The sequence below is a fragment of the Pseudomonas fluorescens genome (genome assembly GCF_001648775.1).
In the GTDB taxonomy this organism is placed as follows: Bacteria; Pseudomonadota; Gammaproteobacteria; order Pseudomonadales; family Pseudomonadaceae; genus Aquipseudomonas; species Aquipseudomonas fluorescens_M.
Genome location: NZ_LVEJ01000016.1, coordinates 246955 through 263542 on the forward strand (window position 1 = coordinate 246955; position 16588 = coordinate 263542).

A 16588-nucleotide genomic window follows, 5' to 3' on the forward strand; every position below is an offset into this window, starting at 1 on the left:
TAACAAAACCCGATTTCATCCGTGGCGGGATGCTTAATAGTTGAAAGTCTTGACCAGCAGCAGATCACCGATCGCCCGCAGGGGCACGATGAACGTTTCGCGTTTTTCGTCGACGGTGTTTTCGTTGAGCACCAGGGTGATCTGCGAGGTGATCACCTCGTTTTGATTGCTGGTCTCCTCGAAGTTATAGCCGCCGTTGCCGAAGTTGCCCCAATAGTTGACGTAAACCAGATAAGTGCCGTGCAGCGGCGCGGTCATGGTGAACATTTCCGGGCCCGGGCCATCGACGCCATCCGGGTCGAGGCCACCGCCATTGCTCAGCGCCGGCTGCGCCCAGAAGGCATGCTGACCATCGGGCGTGACAATGTGCAGATCGAGCTCGGCCTTCGGGTCGTCCCATCCCAAGACAAGACGAATTCGCGCCGGCGTGCGCAAGTTATTTGCTTCATAAAATTGCACGCGCTTGAGCGACTGGCCTTCGGCGCTGATCACTTCGACACTGTTGGAGCCCGCGCCGAACGCGTACGGGCGAGCGAAACGGCCCTGATCGTCGGTGTACAGATTCAATGGATTGCCATTAACCGCGAGGCTGTGCGGCGGGCGCATATGCCCAATGGCCTTGAGCTCGCCCTGGATCATTGTGCGATTGCGCTGGATGCCACGATCGATTGGCGGCGTCGGGTAGGCGACTTGCGGGTTTTCCGTGCGATCGAGCAGACCGTGATAGCGCCAGCCACCGACCGGTTCCGACAACTCGGCCGTCGGCGCGGCCATCAGCGCAGGCGCACAGGCCAACCCGATCAGCAGCAAAAGAAATGAACGCATGTAATGCCTCCTGCCATGCTTGAACGAAACCTTGCACCCGATCCTCGGTACTTCACAGCGGTGAAACTGCGTTTCGTCTGAAAGACCCGTGACTATCGGGTCGTAGAAGGCGCGAAGATTAGCGATTCGGCGGTTTTTTAACAATCAGATACATGTGCTGTTGCTGTAGGAAACCTGCTTTTTAAGGGGTGTGAGCCGAATAGAGAGATTATTCGGCTCACAAAATGAGCCGAATAGGTTTCAGCCTTCCAGAATCGCCTCAGGAAAAAGGCCCGGTCGCACCCTGCTCATTTGCCCATAAACCCCCTATCTGCTAGTGTCGCGCCGGTTTAACGTCAACCGGAAATCGCCGCCATGGCCCGCAAAAAAGCTGCACTGGATTTCGAACAGTCCCTCGCCGACCTGCAAACATTGGTCGAGCGTCTGGAGAACGGTGAATTGTCGCTGGAAGACTCGCTGACCGCTTTCGAGCAGGGCATCGGCCTGACCCGTGACTGCCAGGCAGCGCTGGCGCAAGCCGAGCAGAAGGTGCAGGTGCTGCTGGAGCGCGATGGCGAACTCGCCGAGGAACCCTTCGACGCGGAACAGCCAGAATGATCGCGGCGTACACGGCGACCAGCCAGACCCGGGTCAATGCAGCGCTGGAAACTCTGTTCAATGCGCCGCTGCCGGAGTTGGCGCGGCTTTATGAAGCCATGCGCTACAGCGTGATGAACGGCGGCAAACGCGTGCGTCCGCTGCTCGCCTATGCGGCGTGTGAAGCACTGGGTGGCAAGGCTGAGCAAGCCAACGGCGCGGCCTGCGCGGTTGAGTTGATCCACGCTTATTCGCTGGTGCACGACGATTTGCCGGCGATGGACGACGACGATTTACGCCGCGGCCAGCCGACCACCCACAAAAAATTCGATGAAGCCTGCGCGATTCTTGCCGGTGACGGTTTGCAGAGCCTGGCCTTCAGCGCCCTGCTCGATCCGCGCCTGAGCGATTGCAGCAGCGACATCCGCCTGCAAATGGTCACCGCGCTGGCCCAGGCTGCAGGCCCGGCAGGCATGGTGGGAGGCCAAGCCATCGACCTCGGCTCGGTGGGTCTGAAACTCGATCAGAAAGCCCTCGAACAGATGCACCGGCACAAGACCGGCGCGCTGATCGAAGTCAGCGTCAAACTCGGTGCGCTGGCCAGCGGTCGTGCCGAAAAGGACGAACTCAAGGCCCTGCAGACTTATGCACAGGCGATCGGCCTAGCCTTTCAGGTGCAGGACGACATCCTCGACGTCGAAAGCGATACCGAAACCCTCGGTAAACGCCAGGGCGCCGACATCGCTCGGGACAAGCCGACCTACCCGGCGCTGCTCGGTCTCGACGCCGCCAAGACCTACGCGCTGGAACTGCGCGATCAGGCCCTGCACGCCCTGCGACCGTTTGACGCGGCAGCCGAGCCATTGCGTGAGCTGGCCCGGTATATCGTTGAGCGGCGCAACTGACGGCGAATCAGCCAAAAAAGACCAACGCGTGGGCAGGGGGCGATGCATCAGGTAAACTGCCGCATCTTTTATACCTATAACGATTCGCCTGATGCCCACGACGTTTCATGAGATTCCCCGCAAGCGCCCGACCACGCCCCTGCTCGACCGCGCGAATACGCCGGACGGCCTGCGCCGGTTAGGCGAAGCCGAGCTGGAAACCCTGGCCGATGAGTTGCGCCTGGAATTGCTCTACACGGTCGGCCAGACCGGTGGGCATTTCGGTGCCGGCCTGGGCGTGATCGAGCTGACCATCGCGTTGCATTACGTCTTCGACACGCCGGACGATCGTCTGCTGTGGGACGTCGGTCATCAGGCGTATCCGCACAAGATCCTCACCGGTCGCCGCGAGCGCATGGGCACCCTGCGCCAGAAGGACGGCATTGCTGCCTTCCCGCGTCGCGCCGAGAGCGAGTACGACACCTTTGGCGTCGGCCACTCCAGTACCTCGATCAGCGCTGCGCTGGGCATGGCGATTGCCGCCCGCCTGCAAAACAGTGATCGCAAGGCGATTGCCGTGATCGGTGATGGCGCGTTGACCGCCGGTATGGCTTTCGAGGCGCTGAACCATGCGCCGGAAGTCAACGCCAACATGCTGGTGATCCTCAACGACAACGACATGTCGATCTCGCGCAATGTCGGCGGCCTGTCGAATTATCTGGCGAAGATTCTTTCCAGCCGTACTTACGCGAGCATGCGTGAAGGCAGCAAGAAAGTCCTGTCGCGCCTGCCCGGCGCCTGGGAAATCGCCCGTCGCACCGAAGAGTACGCCAAAGGCATGCTGGTCCCCGGCACCCTGTTCGAAGAGCTGGGCTGGAACTACATCGGCCCGATCGACGGCCACGACCTGCCAACGCTGATCGCCACGCTGCGTAACATGCGCGATCTGAAAGGCCCGCAGTTCCTGCACATCGTCACCAAGAAAGGTAAAGGCTTCGCCCCGGCGGAAGTCGACCCGATCGGTTACCACGCCATCACCAAACTGGAACCACTGGACGCTCCGGCCGCTGCGCCGAAGAAAGCCGGCGGGCCGAAGTATTCGGCGGTGTTCGGTGAGTGGCTGTGCGATATGGCGGCGGCTGACCCGCGTCTGGTCGGGATTACCCCGGCGATGAAGGAAGGCTCGGACCTGGTGGCGTTCAGCGAACGTTTCCCGCTGCGCTACTTCGACGTGGCGATTGCCGAGCAACACGCGGTGACGTTCGCCGCCGGCATGGCCTGCGAAGGCGCAAAACCGGTGGTGGCGATCTACTCGACGTTCCTCCAGCGCGGATATGACCAGCTCGTCCATGATGTGGCGGTGCAGAACCTCGACGTGCTGTTCGCCATCGACCGTGCCGGCCTGGTTGGCGAAGACGGCCCGACCCATGCCGGCAGCTTCGATCTGTCGTACCTGCGCTGCATCCCGGGCATGGTCATCATGACCCCGAGCGATGAAAACGAATTGCGCAAAATGCTCACCACCGGCCATCTGTACAACGGCCCGGCGGCTGTGCGTTATCCACGCGGTAGCGGCCCGAATGCGACCATTGAGAAAGATCTTGAGCCGATTGAAATCGGTAAAGGCATCGTCCGTCGTCAGGGCAGCAAAGTGGCCTTGCTGGTGTTCGGCGTGCAACTGGCCGAGGCGCTGAAAGTCGCTGAAAAGCTGGATGCCAGCGTGGTCGATATGCGCTTCGTCAAACCGCTCGACGAAGAACTGGTGCGCGAGATTGCCGGCAGCCATGAGTTGCTGGTAACCATCGAAGAGAACGCGATCATGGGCGGCGCCGGTGGTGCGGTCAGCGAATTCCTTGCGCGGGAGAACATCCTCAAGTCGATGCTGCATCTGGGCTTGCCTGATGTTTACGTCGAACACGCCAAGCCTGCGCAAATGCTGGCCGAGTGCGGGCTGGATGAGGCCGGGATCGAGTCGTCGATTCGTCAGCGTTTGGCCTTACTCGACAAATAAACGCAATACCCTTGTGGGAGCGAGCCTGCTCGCGAAAGCGGACTGTCAGTCGACTCATTTTTGACTGACACACCGTCTTCGCGAGCAAGCTCGCTCCCACATTTGATTTGTGTACACCTGAAACACCAGTGGACTGTCCATGAAACTCTCGCGCCTAGCCCTGCCCTTCTTCCTGCTGCCAACCGCCAACGCCCTCGCCGATACCTTCGAACGTGATCAGGCGCTGAAACTGCCCGACACGCTGATCAGCGCCAACCGTCAGGTCGAAGCCCGCAACGACAGCAGCGCCGCCAACACCGTGTTCACCCGCGCAGACATCGACCGCCTGCAACCGAGCGACGTGCCGGACTTGCTGCGTCGCGTCCCCGGCGTGCAAGTGGCGCAGACCGGCGGGCGCGGCAGTCTGCCGGGGATCTACATTCGCGGCACGCAGTCGGCGCAGAGCCTGGTGCTGGTCGACGGCCAGCGCATCGGCAGCTCGACCTCCGGCGACAGCAATCTGCAGCATCTGAACATCGAGCAGATCGAGCGAGTGGAAGTGCTGCGCGGTTCGCGTTCGGTGATTTACGGCAGCGATGCGATTGGCGGGGTGATTCAGATTTTCACCCGGCGCGGCACCGAGCAAGGCTTGCAGCCACGGATGCACGTCGGTTTTGGCAGTAACCAGACCTGGGAGCGCAGCGTTGGCTTGTCCGGCGGCGATGAGCAAACCCGTTTCAATCTCGGCGCCAGCCTCGATGAAACTGCCGGGATTGACCGCACTAACGAGTCATACCCAAGCGATGGCGATCATGATGCCTATCGCAACAAATCGATCAGCCTGAGCCTCAGCCATGCGCTGACCGATGACATCGAAATCGGCGCCAATCTGCTGGATAACCGTGGCAAGAGCGAGTTCGACAACCCGTTCGGCCGCTTCGACATGAACACGTTCGAGTCGGTGCAACAGCAGCCGTACAGCGATTTCAACGTCAGTAGCGTCAGCAGTTACGTCGATGCGCGGGTCAACGAAACCTGGAAAACCCGCGTCGAGTTCGGCCATACCGAGAACCGCGAAAAGACCCTCGACAAGCTCAGCGACGAGCGCACGGTGTTCAACACCTACCGTGACTCGGTGAACTGGCAGAACGACCTGACGCTGGACCCGCGCAACAGCCTGATACTCGGTGGCGACTGGTACGAAGATCGGGTCAACAGTAGCACCGCATTCGATGAGGACAGCCGCTGGAACCGTGCCGCCTTCATCCAGCATCGTTATCAGGCTGACAGCTTTTCCACCGAGCTGGGCCTGCGCCATGACGATAACCAGCAGTTTGGCAGCCAGAACACCTGGAGCGGCACGTTCACCCTGCCGTTGAACCCGGACAATGATCTGTTGCTGAGCTACAGCGAAGGCTTCCGCGCGCCGACCTTCAACGACCTGTACTACCCGGACTTCAGTAACCCGGATCTGAAACCGGAAACCTCGAAAAGCTACGAGCTGCAATGGCGCAGCCAGTTGAGCGACAGCAGCCGCCTGGAAGCGTCGATTTACCGTACCGACCTGGAAGACGCGATCATCTTCGGCAGCCATTCACGTCCGGAGAACGTAGCTTCGGCGCGAATCAACGGTTTCGAAGCAGCGCTGAAGCAGGAACTGTTCGACTGGCAGAGCAACCTTGGTGTTTCGATCATCGATCCACGCGATCGCGATACCGGGCACACCTTGGCACGGCGTGCGCGGCGCACGGTGAGTTGGGATCTGGATCGTCAGTTTGACCAGATCAGACTCGGCGCCAGTTGGCAGGCGGTCAGCAGCAGCTATGACGATCTGAAAAATGAAAACCCGCTGGGTGGTTATGCGTTGTTCGGCTTGCGCAGCAGTTGGGCGCTGAACCGCGAGATCAAGCTGGATTTGAAAGTGGATAACGTTTTCGACAAAGGCTACAGCCGGGCGAATTACAGCTATGACGGCAGTCAGTATGGTTATCGTGAGGAAGGTCGGGCGTGGATGTTTGGGGTCACCTGGACTCCCCAGCTTTGATTTGAATCTTCGGTGATTTGACTGGCCCCTTCGCGAGCAGGCTCGCTCCCACATTTGGAATGCAATCCCCTGTGTGCGAGCCTGCTCGCGAAGAAGTCACACCGGTTTCAGCGGTCAGGCGCGATCAATTGGCAGAGTTTGGCGGTGGCATCGATCATTTGGCCGCTTGGGCGCTCAAGGCCTTTATCGGTAACCAACAGTAGTTTTCCCTGCTTCACTGCTGCTACCTGCGGCCAGGTTTTCCACGCATCGAGTTGCGCCTGATCCCCCGCCAGAATCACCTCAGGATCACGCTGCAACACCGCCTCGATACTCACCTGCGGCGCCGGTAGACTCAGGTCGGCGAACACATTACGCGCGCCACACACCTCTAGCGCATCACTGATGATCTGCCCGCCACCGACGGTGTACAGCGGCTTGTCCCACACCTGATAAAACACCCGCAAGGGCACTTCCCGGTGATAGCGCTGGCGTAGGTCGGTGAGTGTTTGCCGCAGATCTGTAGCCAGTTTCAGCCCACGTTCAGGCCTGCCCAATTGCGTGGCAATGGCTTCTATCTGCATGGAGAGTTGATCTAACGAATGCGATTCGGCGACGAAGATCGGAATGCCCAGACGCTTCAGTTGATCACGCTGCGCCGGGCCGACACTGCCGGGCCAGAGCAACAACAGGTCAGGTTTGAGGCTGAGCAACTGCTCCATGTCGAGCTGGCCATAGCGCCCAACCGACGGCACATTGGCAATCTCGGCAGGACGCTCACCGGCATCCAGCACGCCGACCAACAAGTCAGCCGAATCCAGCTCGACAACGATTTCAGAAAGGGACGGCGCGAGGCTGACCACCCGCAGGTTCGCCAGCACCGGAGCCGAGACGGCCAGCAGCAGAAGCGCCAGCCAGAGAAGGCGCATCAGCCGAGTTGACGCGGGATACGGTAAAGATAGAACAGCACTGCTGTGGACAACGCCAGCAGCATCAGCGGCACGGCTTCGAGGCCGACAAACACCGCCAGTGCGCCGATCCACGCCGGCAACGCTGCCGCGAGAAAAGCCGTGCGACGACGTGCTGCGAGAGCAATCCACGCTGCCGGCTCATCCGGGGTATCGAGGGCTTTTTGTGTGGCGATCAGTGCATGTTTGTAGCGGCTGAAAAACTTCAGGCTGACAAACATCGACGCCACGCCGGCAATAAAGAACGGCATCGCCAGCACTGGCAGAATCCCTTCGCCCTGACCGAACAGGGCGTTGAGCACGAACAGCGGCAGCAGCGCCAGTGCGAGGTATTTCCACCAATCGACCGACAACCGGCGCCGCACCTGACCGCGGGTCACGCGCGGTCGACCTCGCCCTGATGCTCATTGCCCATCATGTGGTCGAGCTTGCTGGCCTTGGTCGCCAGATAGAGTTTGTTGTGCGGATTGTGGCCGGTGTGCAGCGGCACGCGCTCGGCGACGGTGATGCCCATGTCGGTCAACGCCTTGACCTTGCGCGGGTTGTTGGTCATCAGCCGCAGGGATTTCACGCCCAGATGCTCAAGCATCGGCAGGCACATCGCGTAGTCACGCTGATCGGCGGCAAAGCCCAGACGTTCGTTGGCTTCAACGGTGTCGGCGCCGCCGTCCTGCAACTCATAGGCGCGGATCTTGTTCAGCAGGCCGATGCCGCGACCTTCCTGACGCAGATACAGCAACACGCCACGGCCCTCGCGGGCGATGGCTTTGAGGGCGCCTTCCAGCTGCGAGCCGCAGTCGCAGCGCTGGCTGAACAAGGCATCGCCGGTCAGGCATTCGGAGTGCAAACGGCCGAGTACCGGGGCGCCGTCGGCGAATTCACCCAGGCTCAGCACGACGTGCTCGCGGCCGGTGGCTTCATCGAGAAAACCGTGCATGGTGAATTGCGCAAAAGGCGTTGGCAGCTTGGAAGCGGCGACAAAGACGACAGGCACCGGTGTGCTCCTGATCTAAAGAGTCTGAAAATTCGCAGGCCGGCATTGTAACAGCAGGTTCCTACAGACGCTTAGGCTGAATTATCGGGCATAACGATCAAAAAGTTTGATAACTACTGAGTTGCCTCGATCCCCTGTGGGAGCGAGCCTGCTCGCGAAGGCGTCATGTCCATCGCCCCAATGCTGACTGAACCACCGCTTTCGCGAGCAAGCTCGCTCCCACAGGGGTAAGTGGTCAGTTCGAGGTGAACGGATACGGCTGCTTCCACTTCTCGAAGATCGGCTTTAGCTCACCGCTCTTCACCAACTGCTCCATGCGCTGGTCATACAGCGCCATCAGCGCCCGCGCCTGAGTCGTGTCGGCGAAGCCGAGAAACAGCGGCAACTCGGCCAAGTGTGAATAACGATACTGGGATGGATCAGCTGCGGTTTTCACCACCGCTTCAATCTCGGTCAGTGCATCGATGTAGTAATCCGCCCGCCCCTGCTTGAGCATCAACAGAATCCCGGTACGGCGTTCGATCTGGTTGTAACGCTTGATGTTCGGCAGGTAGTTTTCATAGCGATAACCGCGCACCCAGGCCAGCCGATACTTGCCCAGCGTCGCCTGGGTGGGCGAAGGATTGCTCGCCAGACCCAACGCATAGATGTGGTCGGAATCAAAATTCCAGTGCGGATACAGGACCTGCTCGGCTTCATCGCGATAGGAGCCGACCAGCGCGTCGACCTCCTTCAACTGCACCAGACCGACCGAACGGGTGTATGGCACGGTGCGGATATCCAGCTTGACCCCGACCGGTTCGAACACCTTGCGCAGCACGTCCCAGCCCAGGCCATGGCCGTCGGCGGCGGTGTAGTCTTCCCAGTCTTCGCTGGCCAGATGGATGACCGCCGGCGTCGGCGCAGCTTCCTGCGCACCGGCCACGGTACTCAGCAAAGCCAAAACCACTAGCGCCAACCAGCGTCGAGCCATCCCTTGTCCCCTCACTTGCCCCTGATATCCCTTGGAATCAGGCGAAAATCCACACCAGTCCCTGCATGGCCAGCCAGGCGAACACGCCGGCCAGGACGTCGTCGAGCATGATCCCTACGCCGCCATGCACATGCCGGTCGATCCAGCGGATCGGCCACGGCTTGAGAATGTCGAAGAAGCGGAACACGAGGAAACCCGCGAGCAACCAGTACCAACCTTCCGGTACCAGCCACAGGGTAATCCACATCCCGACCATCTCGTCCCAGACGATGCCTTCGTGGTCGTGCACCCGCAGATCGTCGGCGACTTTGCCGCACAGCCAGAAGCCGAACAGCATGGTGATCCCCAGCATCAGCCAGTAACCCCAGTCGGGCAACATCTGCCACAACGGGATAAAGGGTAGCGCAACTAACGAGCCCCACGTGCCCGGGGCTTTCGGCAGGGTGCCGGAACCAAAGCCGAACGCGAGGAAATGCCAGGGATTGCGCCAGACCGACGGCGGAACGAATTCGGCCGGAACCTGTTTCGGGTGATCTGTCACGGTGTCTCCTGAAAATGTTGATAGCCCCGGATTTGCGGGGTGATGTCCTTCCCTTCACGGTCCAGCAGGACCACGCCCTGACCTTCTGACACACGACCGATCACATGGATCGGCCAGCCATTGGCCAGCAGCGCCGGCAACTCGACGGACGGTAGGGTGAAGGCCAGCACGTAATCATCGCCACCGCTCAACGCCGCGCGCTCGGCGCCACGCTGACCAAGAAACGCCACTAAAGCATCCGACAGCGGTACGCGCTCGCGTTCAATCTCAAGCCGCACCTTCGACGCCAGTGCGATGTGGCCGCAGTCGGCGAGCAGGCCATCAGAGATGTCCAGTGCCGAGGTGGCTTTGCCGCGCAGGGCCTGACCGAGGGCGAGTTGTGGCTGTGGTGACCAGTAATGATCGAGCAGCGGTTGGGCGACATGAGGTTCGGCGTCACGCTGACCGAGCACCAGCGGCAGCGCGCCAGCAGCATTGCCCAGCTCACCACCGACGCAAAGCAAGTCACCCGGCTGCGCACCGCAGCGGGTCAACGCCTGGCCCGCAGGCACGCGACCAAACACGGTAACCGTCAGACTCAACGGCCCACGCGTGGTATCGCCGCCCACCAGTGCAATGCCGCAACTCTGCGCCATCCGGTTCAAACCGTGGGCATAGGCTTGCAGCCAATCGGCGGTCACCGTCGGCACAGTCAGGGCAAGGGTAAAGGCAACGGGCGTGGCGCCCATGGCGGCCAGATCGCTGACCGCAACGGCCAGCGAGCGCTGACCGAGCAGAAACGGATCGCAGGGGTCGGCAAAATGCACACCGGCCACCAGCGTATCGGTAGAAATCGCCAGCTGTTCCCCGGAAGGAACAGCAAGCAAGGCGCAGTCATCGCCGATCCCCAGAGCAACGCCTTCGCCGCCCTGCGCACAAGGCGCGGCGGCGAAGAAATTGCGGATCAGCTCAAACTCGCCCATAGCCGTTTCAAGCGCCAATCAGCGCTTGAACGCCTTCACTTCAGCTTCACGCAGGCGCGGGGCCAGCTTGTCGAGCACGCCGTTGACGAACTTGTGACCGTCGGTGGAACCGTAGACTTTCGCCAGTTCGATCCCTTCGTTGATCACCACGCGGTACGGCACGTCGACGCGCTTGAGCAGTTCCCAGGTCGACAGGCGCAGTACGCACAGTTCAACCGGGTCGAGCTCTTCGATGGTCAGGTCCAGGCACGGCGCCAACGCATTGTCGATCTCGGTCAGACTGGCCGGAACACCGTGCAGGATGTCGTGGAAGTAGCTGGCATCGGCGAAGGTGAAATCGTTGTCGACGCGAAACTGCGCTTCGATTTCGTTCAGCGAAGTACTGGCCATGTGGCGCTGGTACAACGCTTGCGTCGCCAACTGACGGGCAGCGCGGCGCTTTTCACTTTTCGAAGGCTTGCCGGCGTCCGTTGGACGCGGTTCGCGCGGGTTGAAACGATCGCTTTCGTCGCTAATCACTTGGCCTCCAACTGTGCCAGCAGGCTGACCATTTCCAGAGCGGACAGGGCAGCTTCGGCACCTTTGTTACCGGCTTTGGTGCCGGAACGTTCGATGGCTTGCTCGATGGAATCAACGGTCAGGACGCCGAAAGCGACCGGCACGCCGAACTCCATGGACACCTGGGCCAGACCCTTGGTGCATTCGCCTGCCACGTATTCGAAGTGCGGAGTACCGCCACGAATGACCGCGCCGAGGGCGATGATGGCTGCGAACTCGCCTTTCTGGGCGACTTTCTGCGCAACCAGCGGGATTTCGAAGGCGCCAGGTGCGCGGATGATGGTGATGTCGCTTTCGCTCACGCCGTGGCGAACCAGGGCATCAACTGCACCGCTGACCAGGCTTTCAACAACGAAGCTGTTGAAACGGCCCACTACCAAAGCGTAGCGGCCTTTAGGGGCGATGAAGGTACCTTCGATGGTCTTCAGGGTCATTCGTCAGTTCTCTTAAAGAGCCGGGACGCGTCTGCTACGCGTCCCTCAGTGATTTATTTGCCGCGAATTGGCGTCCGGAAACAACCGGTCATTATTCGGAGGGCACGTATTCTACAACTTCCAGATCGAAACCGGATATCGCATTAAATTTCATTGGTGCAGACATCAAGCGCATTTTGCGCACACCGAGGTCGCGCAGGATCTGCGAACCGGCACCGACGATGCTGTAAGTGGTCGGTTTTTTCGGCGCGGGCTGATCACCGGTTTCACGGATATGCGCCAGCAACACGTCGCCATCGAGCGGGTGACCGAGCAACAACACCACACCGCTGCCGGCCTCGGCAACCGCCGCCATGGCGGCGCGCAGGCTCCAGCGGCCCGGTTGTTTGACCATCAGCAGGTCGCGCAGCGGGTCCATGTTGTGCACGCGAACCAGCGTTGGCTCTTCGGCGCAAACAGTGCCCAGGGTCAGCGCCATGTGCACGTCGCCTTCCACCGAATCACGATAGGTCACCAGGTTGAATTGACCCAGTTCGCTGTCCAGTGGCTGCTCGGCAATCCGCTGAACGGTACGTTCGTGGATCATCCGGTAGTGAATCAGGTCGGCGATGGTGCCGATCTTGATGTTGTGTTCAGCGGCGAAAGCTTCCAGTTCGGCGCGACGGGACATGGTGCCGTCGTCGTTCATTACTTCGCAGATCACACCGCTCGGCTCGAAGCCGGCCATGCGCGCGAGGTCGCAGGCGGCTTCAGTGTGGCCGGCGCGAGCGAGGGTGCCGCCGGCCTGAGCCATCAGCGGGAAGATGTGGCCCGGGCTGACGATGTCTTCAGCCTTGGCATCCTTGGCGGCAGCCGCTTGCACGGTGCGCGCACGGTCGGCAGCGGAAATACCGGTGGTCACGCCTTCGGCCGCTTCGATCGAGACGGTGAACTTGGTGCCGAAACCGGAGCCGTTGCGCGGCGCCATCAGTGGCAGCTTCAACAGTTCGCAGCGCTCGCGGCTCATCGGCATGCAGATCAGGCCACGGGCGTGCTTGGCCATGAAGTTGATGTGTTCGGCCTGGCAGCATTCGGCGGCCATGATCAGGTCACCTTCGTTCTCGCGGTCTTCGTCATCCATGAGGATGACCATCTTGCCTTGGCGGATGTCTTCAACCAGTTCTTCGATGCTATTGAGCGCCACAAGGCACCCCCTTCAGTCAGGATTTGAGGTAGCCATTGGCGGCCAGAAAGCTTTCAGTGATGCCGCCAGCGCTTGGTTCGGCAGCCTTGTCGCCAAGCAGCAGACGCTCCAGATAACGCGCCAGCAAGTCGACCTCCAGGTTCACCCGGCGACCTGGCTTGTAGGACGCCATGATGGTTTCGCTCAGGGTGTGCGGAATGACCGTCAGCATGAATTCGGCGCCATCGACTTCGTTCACGGTCAGGCTGGTGCCGTCGACCGTGATCGAGCCTTTGTGGGCGATGTACTTGGCCAGTTCTTTCGGCGCGCGGATGCGAAATTCCACGGCGCGGGCATTGTCGGAACGCGAGACGATTTCGCCGACACCGTCGACGTGGCCACTGACCAGATGCCCGCCGAGACGGGTGCTCGGGGTCAGGGCTTTTTCCAGATTGACCGGGCTGCCGCTTTTCAGGTCGTTCATGGCGGTGCAGTCGAGGGTTTCGCGGCTGACGTCGGCGGCAAAGCCGTCGCCCGGCAGCTCGACGGCCGTCAGGCAGACGCCGTTGACCGCGATGCTGTCGCCAAGTTTGACGTCGCTCAGGTCGAGCTTGCCGGTGGCGACGTGGACCCGCACATCACCGCCCTTTGGGGTCAGTGCGCGGATACTGCCGATGGATTCGATGATGCCGGTAAACATGGGGTTCTCCTTGAGAACTGAGCCAGCGCTAACGCGATGGCCGGGAATTATACGCTCGCCGAAAGGACAGGGATGGCAGTGACTCGCCAGTCATCGCCCACCGCGCGAATTTCAGTGATTTTCAGCTCGGGAGCGTCCTTCATATAGGCCAGCGGCCAGTCCAGCAATGGACGCGCTGAAGAACCGAGGAACTTGCCGGCGATGAAGATCACGAACTCGTCGACCAGACCAAGCTGAGCAAAAGCACCGGCCAGACGCGGACCGGCCTCGACCAGCACCTCGTTGACGCCACGGTTGGCCAGTTCGATCAGCAATTGATGCAGATCGACCTGACCGTCATCACCCGGCACGATCAGACACTCGGGGCCGTGAGCGTATTGCTCTTCGATCGCGACACAGGTGGCGACCAACGCCGGGCCGGCCTTGAAGAACGGCGCATCCAGCGGTACCCGCAGGCGGCCGTCGATCAACACGCGCAGCGGCGGACGGCTCATGGCCAGCGCGGTTTGCTCGGCATCCAGACCCAACTCGTCGGCACGCACGGTCAAACGCGCGCCGTCGGCCAGCACCGTGTCGGCGCCAGTCAGCACCACAGCGGCCTGAGCGCGCAAACGCTGGACGGCCGAACGTGCGGCGGGACCGGTGATCCATTGGCTCTCGCCGCTTTCCATCGCCGTGCGACCGTCGAGGCTCATGGCCAATTTGACCCGCACGAACGGCAAGCCGTGTTCCATGCGTTTGAGAAAACCTTGATTGAGCTTGCGCGCCTCCGCTTCCAGCACACCACTTTCAGTGGCGATGCCGGCATCGGCCAGACGCTGCAAACCACGACCGGCGACTTGCGGATTCGGATCACGCATCGCCGCTACCACACGGGCGACACCGGCATTCACCAGCGCATCGGCGCACGGCGGCGTACGCCCGTGGTGACTGCACGGTTCTAAAGTCACGTAAGCGGTGGCCCCACGGGCTAACTCACCGGCAGCGCGCAGCGCGTGGACTTCAGCGTGCGGTTCGCCGGCGCGTTCGTGCCAGCCTTCGCCGACAATCTGCCCATCGCGTACCACCACACAGCCAACCCGCGGATTGGGATGGGTGGTGTAGTGACCTTTGCGCGCCAGTTCCAGCGCACGCGCCATAAAGTGGGCGTCGAGGATGGCCTGCTCGGCGACGGTGGTCATTCTTTCACCGGTTCGCGGGCGAGGCGGTCGATTTCTTCGCGGAATTCGTTGAGGTCCTGGAAGCGCTTGTACACCGAAGCGAAACGGATGTAGGCGACTTCATCAAGCTTCTGCAATTCAGCCATCACCAACTCGCCGACCACGAGGGATTTGACCTCGCGTTCGCCGGTGGCGCGCAGCTTGTGCTTGATGTGGACCAGAGAGGATTCGAGACGCTCGACGCTCACCGGACGTTTCTCCAGCGCGCGTTGCATGCCGGCGCGGAGTTTTTCTTCGTCGAACGGTTGGCGGCTGCCGTCGGTTTTGATCAGGCGCGGCAACACCAGTTCGGCCGTCTCGAACGTCGTGAAACGTTCGCCGCAGGCCAGGCATTCACGCCGGCGGCGCACCTGTTCGCCCTCGGCGACCAGACGCGAGTCGATGACCTTGGTGTCGTTGGCACCGCAGAAGGGACAGTGCATGGTGGCTGGCAACAAAAAAAGGGAGGGCCATGGTAGCGCATCCCGGTGGCAAGACAAGCCATAGGCTTTGCGGTATACAGAACGGCATGATCGTTTGATCCATGGATTTCATTTTGCCGGAGCCTCCAATGCCGTTACGTCCGCTCGTTTTGCTCAGTCTTTTCAGCCTGTTGGTGGCCTGCGGCAGCGATGCACCCAAGCCCCAGCCGCCGACGCCGGGCCCTGCACCGCAACAGGCACAGAAAAAAGCCAAGGAAGCTGCCGAGCTTGGCCCGCTGCCGGCCTATCAGCGCGAGCTAAGCGGTACCCTGCAAGGCGTGCCGGCCGGCGCCGAAGTCGAACTGGCGCTGCTGGTGATCGATGAAAAGGATCGCCCGCAACAATTGCTCGCCAGTTCCAGCCTGATCGGCAACAACCAGATCCTGCCGTTTCGCCTGCGCTTCAACCCGGACGCATTCCCGGCCGGTGCGCGGGTTGAGCTGCGTGGTCGCGCCAGCCAGTCCGGCCAGTTGATCCTGCACCTGCCGTCGCAAACCATCACCCAGGCGACCACTCAAGCGCTCGGCCAACTGCAATTTGTCAAAGCACCATGAATGCACCGCTTGACCTGCAACAGGCGTTAGGTGAATTGCTCGGCGACGCCAGACTCAAGGTCTGTGCGTTGCCCGACACCGATTTGCAGCTATGGCTGATCGATGGCGACAACATGGGTCGCCAATTCAGTCAGGAAGAAACTCAGCGAATCCTGCATGAGCCGCCGTACTGGGGATTTTGCTGGGCCAGCGGTCTGGCGGTGGCGCGTTACCTGGCCGAGTTCCCCGAGTGGGTACGCGGCAAGCGCGTGCTGGATTTCGGCGCCGGATCGGGGATTGCCGGGATTGCAGCGGTTAAGGCCGGGGCACTGGAGGTGGTGGCGTGCGATCTCGATCCACTGGCGATTTCCGCATGCCGGGCGAACGCCGCGCTGAATAACGTCGAGATGGGTTATTCGACGGATTTCTTTGCTGAGGCCGATCGCTTTGATCTGATTCTGGTGGCGGACGTGTTGTACGACCGGGCGAATCTGCCGTTGCTCGATGCGTTTCTCAGTCGCGGTCGTGAGGCGTTGGTGGCGGATTCGCGGGTCAGGGATTTTCGGCATCCGCTGTATGAGCGCATTGAGATGCTTGAAGCGATGACGTTGCCCGATCTGGCGGAGCCGGAAGAGTTTCGGCATGTCAGCCTTTATCATGCGCGGCGTGACTAAAAGCTTCGCGAGCAGGCTCGCTCCCACATTTGGAATGCGTTCCGCTGTGGGAGCGAGCCTGCTCGCGAAGGCGTCCTGCCAGACAACACATCTCTGCCTTCCGGCCACCC

The 16588-nt window shown here is 61.1% G+C and carries 19 protein-coding genes; 6 read left to right on the forward strand and 13 right to left on the reverse strand.

The window, feature by feature from the left end; translation table 11 throughout:
- Window positions 1–33: 33 nt before the first annotated feature.
- Complete coding sequence (locus tag A8O26_RS15755; RefSeq protein WP_064118840.1) at window positions 34–825, reverse strand: YfaP family protein; 792 nt, start codon at window positions 823–825, stop codon at window positions 34–36.
- A 354-nt stretch (window positions 826–1179) separates the two neighbouring features.
- On the opposite strand from A8O26_RS15755, the gene A8O26_RS15760 reads away from it, so the two are divergent.
- The 4 genes from A8O26_RS15760 to A8O26_RS15775 all read left to right on the forward strand — a co-directional run bounded on the left by A8O26_RS15760 (window position 1180) and on the right by A8O26_RS15775 (window position 6319).
- Window positions 1180–1422, forward strand: a complete 243-nt coding sequence (locus tag A8O26_RS15760; protein ID WP_003228627.1) for an exodeoxyribonuclease VII small subunit — start codon at window positions 1180–1182, stop codon at window positions 1420–1422.
- Window positions 1419–2306, forward strand: a complete 888-nt coding sequence (gene ispA / locus A8O26_RS15765; protein ID WP_064118841.1) for a (2E,6E)-farnesyl diphosphate synthase — start codon at window positions 1419–1421, stop codon at window positions 2304–2306. Before A8O26_RS15760 ends, ispA begins: the two co-directional genes overlap by 4 nt.
- A gap of 91 nt (window positions 2307–2397) precedes the next feature.
- Window positions 2398–4296: a 1-deoxy-D-xylulose-5-phosphate synthase gene (gene dxs / locus A8O26_RS15770; protein ID WP_064118842.1), complete on the forward strand. Its 1899-nt coding sequence runs from the start codon at window positions 2398–2400 to the stop codon at window positions 4294–4296.
- A 139-nt stretch (window positions 4297–4435) separates the two neighbouring features.
- On the forward strand, window positions 4436–6319 hold the full coding sequence (locus A8O26_RS15775; protein ID WP_064118843.1) for a TonB-dependent receptor domain-containing protein: 1884 nt from the start codon (window positions 4436–4438) through the stop codon (window positions 6317–6319).
- Between the two features lie 107 nt (window positions 6320–6426).
- Here the strand turns inward: A8O26_RS15775 and A8O26_RS15780 are convergent, their stop codons facing one another.
- The 12 genes from A8O26_RS15780 to nrdR all read right to left on the reverse strand — a co-directional run bounded on the left by A8O26_RS15780 (window position 6427) and on the right by nrdR (window position 15232).
- Window positions 6427–7227, reverse strand: a complete 801-nt coding sequence (locus tag A8O26_RS15780; protein WP_064118844.1) for a cobalamin-binding protein — start codon at window positions 7225–7227, stop codon at window positions 6427–6429.
- Window positions 7227–7646 (reverse strand): hypothetical protein, encoded by a 420-nt coding sequence (locus A8O26_RS15785; RefSeq protein WP_064118845.1) that lies wholly within the window; start codon window positions 7644–7646, stop codon window positions 7227–7229. Before A8O26_RS15785 ends, A8O26_RS15780 begins: the two co-directional genes overlap by 1 nt.
- A complete protein-coding gene (ribA, locus tag A8O26_RS15790) occupies window positions 7643–8260 on the reverse strand; it encodes a GTP cyclohydrolase II (RefSeq protein ID WP_008081835.1) in 618 nt (205 codons plus the stop codon). Before ribA ends, A8O26_RS15785 begins: the two co-directional genes overlap by 4 nt.
- A gap of 235 nt (window positions 8261–8495) precedes the next feature.
- On the reverse strand, window positions 8496–9233 hold the full coding sequence (locus A8O26_RS15795) for a substrate-binding periplasmic protein (protein ID WP_064118846.1): 738 nt from the start codon (window positions 9231–9233) through the stop codon (window positions 8496–8498).
- 37 nt (window positions 9234–9270) lie between these two features.
- Window positions 9271–9774 carry a phosphatidylglycerophosphatase A family protein gene (locus A8O26_RS15800; protein WP_007910933.1) on the reverse strand — a complete coding sequence of 168 codons (504 nt, stop codon included), beginning with the start codon at window positions 9772–9774 and terminating at the stop codon, window positions 9271–9273.
- Entirely contained in the window at window positions 9771–10736 is a 966-nt protein-coding gene (gene thiL / locus A8O26_RS15805; protein ID WP_064118847.1) for a thiamine-phosphate kinase, read from the reverse strand. The genes A8O26_RS15800 and thiL overlap by 4 nt, the downstream gene beginning before the upstream one ends.
- An 18-nt stretch (window positions 10737–10754) precedes the next feature.
- Window positions 10755–11255 (reverse strand): transcription antitermination factor NusB, encoded by a 501-nt coding sequence (gene nusB / locus A8O26_RS15810; protein ID WP_064118848.1) that lies wholly within the window; start codon window positions 11253–11255, stop codon window positions 10755–10757.
- Window positions 11252–11728 (reverse strand): 6,7-dimethyl-8-ribityllumazine synthase, encoded by a 477-nt coding sequence (gene ribH / locus A8O26_RS15815; RefSeq protein WP_003228649.1) that lies wholly within the window; start codon window positions 11726–11728, stop codon window positions 11252–11254. Before ribH ends, nusB begins: the two co-directional genes overlap by 4 nt.
- Before the next feature lie 91 nt (window positions 11729–11819).
- Complete coding sequence (ribBA, locus tag A8O26_RS15820) at window positions 11820–12911, reverse strand: bifunctional 3,4-dihydroxy-2-butanone-4-phosphate synthase/GTP cyclohydrolase II (protein WP_008081846.1); 1092 nt, start codon at window positions 12909–12911, stop codon at window positions 11820–11822.
- A 16-nt stretch (window positions 12912–12927) separates the two neighbouring features.
- A complete protein-coding gene (locus tag A8O26_RS15825) occupies window positions 12928–13590 on the reverse strand; it encodes a riboflavin synthase (protein ID WP_064118849.1) in 663 nt (220 codons plus the stop codon).
- Window positions 13591–13637: 47 nt separating this feature from the next.
- Window positions 13638–14771, reverse strand: coding sequence for a bifunctional diaminohydroxyphosphoribosylaminopyrimidine deaminase/5-amino-6-(5-phosphoribosylamino)uracil reductase RibD (gene ribD / locus A8O26_RS15830; RefSeq protein WP_064118850.1), 1134 nt, complete (start codon window positions 14769–14771; stop codon window positions 13638–13640).
- A complete protein-coding gene (gene nrdR, locus A8O26_RS15835) occupies window positions 14768–15232 on the reverse strand; it encodes a transcriptional regulator NrdR (protein ID WP_007910946.1) in 465 nt (154 codons plus the stop codon). Before nrdR ends, ribD begins: the two co-directional genes overlap by 4 nt.
- Window positions 15233–15360: 128 nt before the next feature.
- Here nrdR and A8O26_RS15840 point away from each other — a divergent pair, with 128 nt between their 5' ends.
- Window positions 15361–15825 carry a YbaY family lipoprotein gene (locus A8O26_RS15840; protein ID WP_064118851.1) on the forward strand — a complete coding sequence of 155 codons (465 nt, stop codon included), beginning with the start codon at window positions 15361–15363 and terminating at the stop codon, window positions 15823–15825.
- Window positions 15822–16478, forward strand: coding sequence for a class I SAM-dependent methyltransferase (locus A8O26_RS15845; RefSeq protein ID WP_064118852.1), 657 nt, complete (start codon window positions 15822–15824; stop codon window positions 16476–16478). Before A8O26_RS15840 ends, A8O26_RS15845 begins: the two co-directional genes overlap by 4 nt.
- Window positions 16479–16588: the final 110 nt, after the last annotated feature.

Bases quoted from the DNA above. Each gene is read 5' to 3' on its own strand.
- A8O26_RS15755 (WP_064118840.1), bottom strand. From the start codon at position 825: ATGCGTTCATTTCTTTTGCTGCTGATCGGGTTGGCCTGTGCGCCTGCG.
- A8O26_RS15760 (WP_003228627.1), top strand. From the start codon at position 1,180: ATGGCCCGCAAAAAAGCTGCACTGGATTTCGAACAGTCCCTCGCCGAC.
- ispA (WP_064118841.1), top strand. From the start codon at position 1,419: ATGATCGCGGCGTACACGGCGACCAGCCAGACCCGGGTCAATGCAGCG.
- dxs (WP_064118842.1), top strand. From the start codon at position 2,398: ATGCCCACGACGTTTCATGAGATTCCCCGCAAGCGCCCGACCACGCCC.
- A8O26_RS15775 (WP_064118843.1), top strand. From the start codon at position 4,436: ATGAAACTCTCGCGCCTAGCCCTGCCCTTCTTCCTGCTGCCAACCGCC.
- A8O26_RS15780 (WP_064118844.1), bottom strand. From the start codon at position 7,227: ATGCGCCTTCTCTGGCTGGCGCTTCTGCTGCTGGCCGTCTCGGCTCCG.
- A8O26_RS15795 (WP_064118846.1), bottom strand. From the start codon at position 9,233: ATGGCTCGACGCTGGTTGGCGCTAGTGGTTTTGGCTTTGCTGAGTACC.
- thiL (WP_064118847.1), bottom strand. From the start codon at position 10,736: ATGGGCGAGTTTGAGCTGATCCGCAATTTCTTCGCCGCCGCGCCTTGT.
- ribH (WP_003228649.1), bottom strand. From the start codon at position 11,728: ATGACCCTGAAGACCATCGAAGGTACCTTCATCGCCCCTAAAGGCCGC.
- A8O26_RS15825 (WP_064118849.1), bottom strand. From the start codon at position 13,590: ATGTTTACCGGCATCATCGAATCCATCGGCAGTATCCGCGCACTGACC.
- ribD (WP_064118850.1), bottom strand. From the start codon at position 14,771: ATGACCACCGTCGCCGAGCAGGCCATCCTCGACGCCCACTTTATGGCG.
- nrdR (WP_007910946.1), bottom strand. From the start codon at position 15,232: ATGCACTGTCCCTTCTGCGGTGCCAACGACACCAAGGTCATCGACTCG.
- A8O26_RS15840 (WP_064118851.1), top strand. From the start codon at position 15,361: ATGCCGTTACGTCCGCTCGTTTTGCTCAGTCTTTTCAGCCTGTTGGTG.
- A8O26_RS15845 (WP_064118852.1), top strand. From the start codon at position 15,822: ATGAATGCACCGCTTGACCTGCAACAGGCGTTAGGTGAATTGCTCGGC.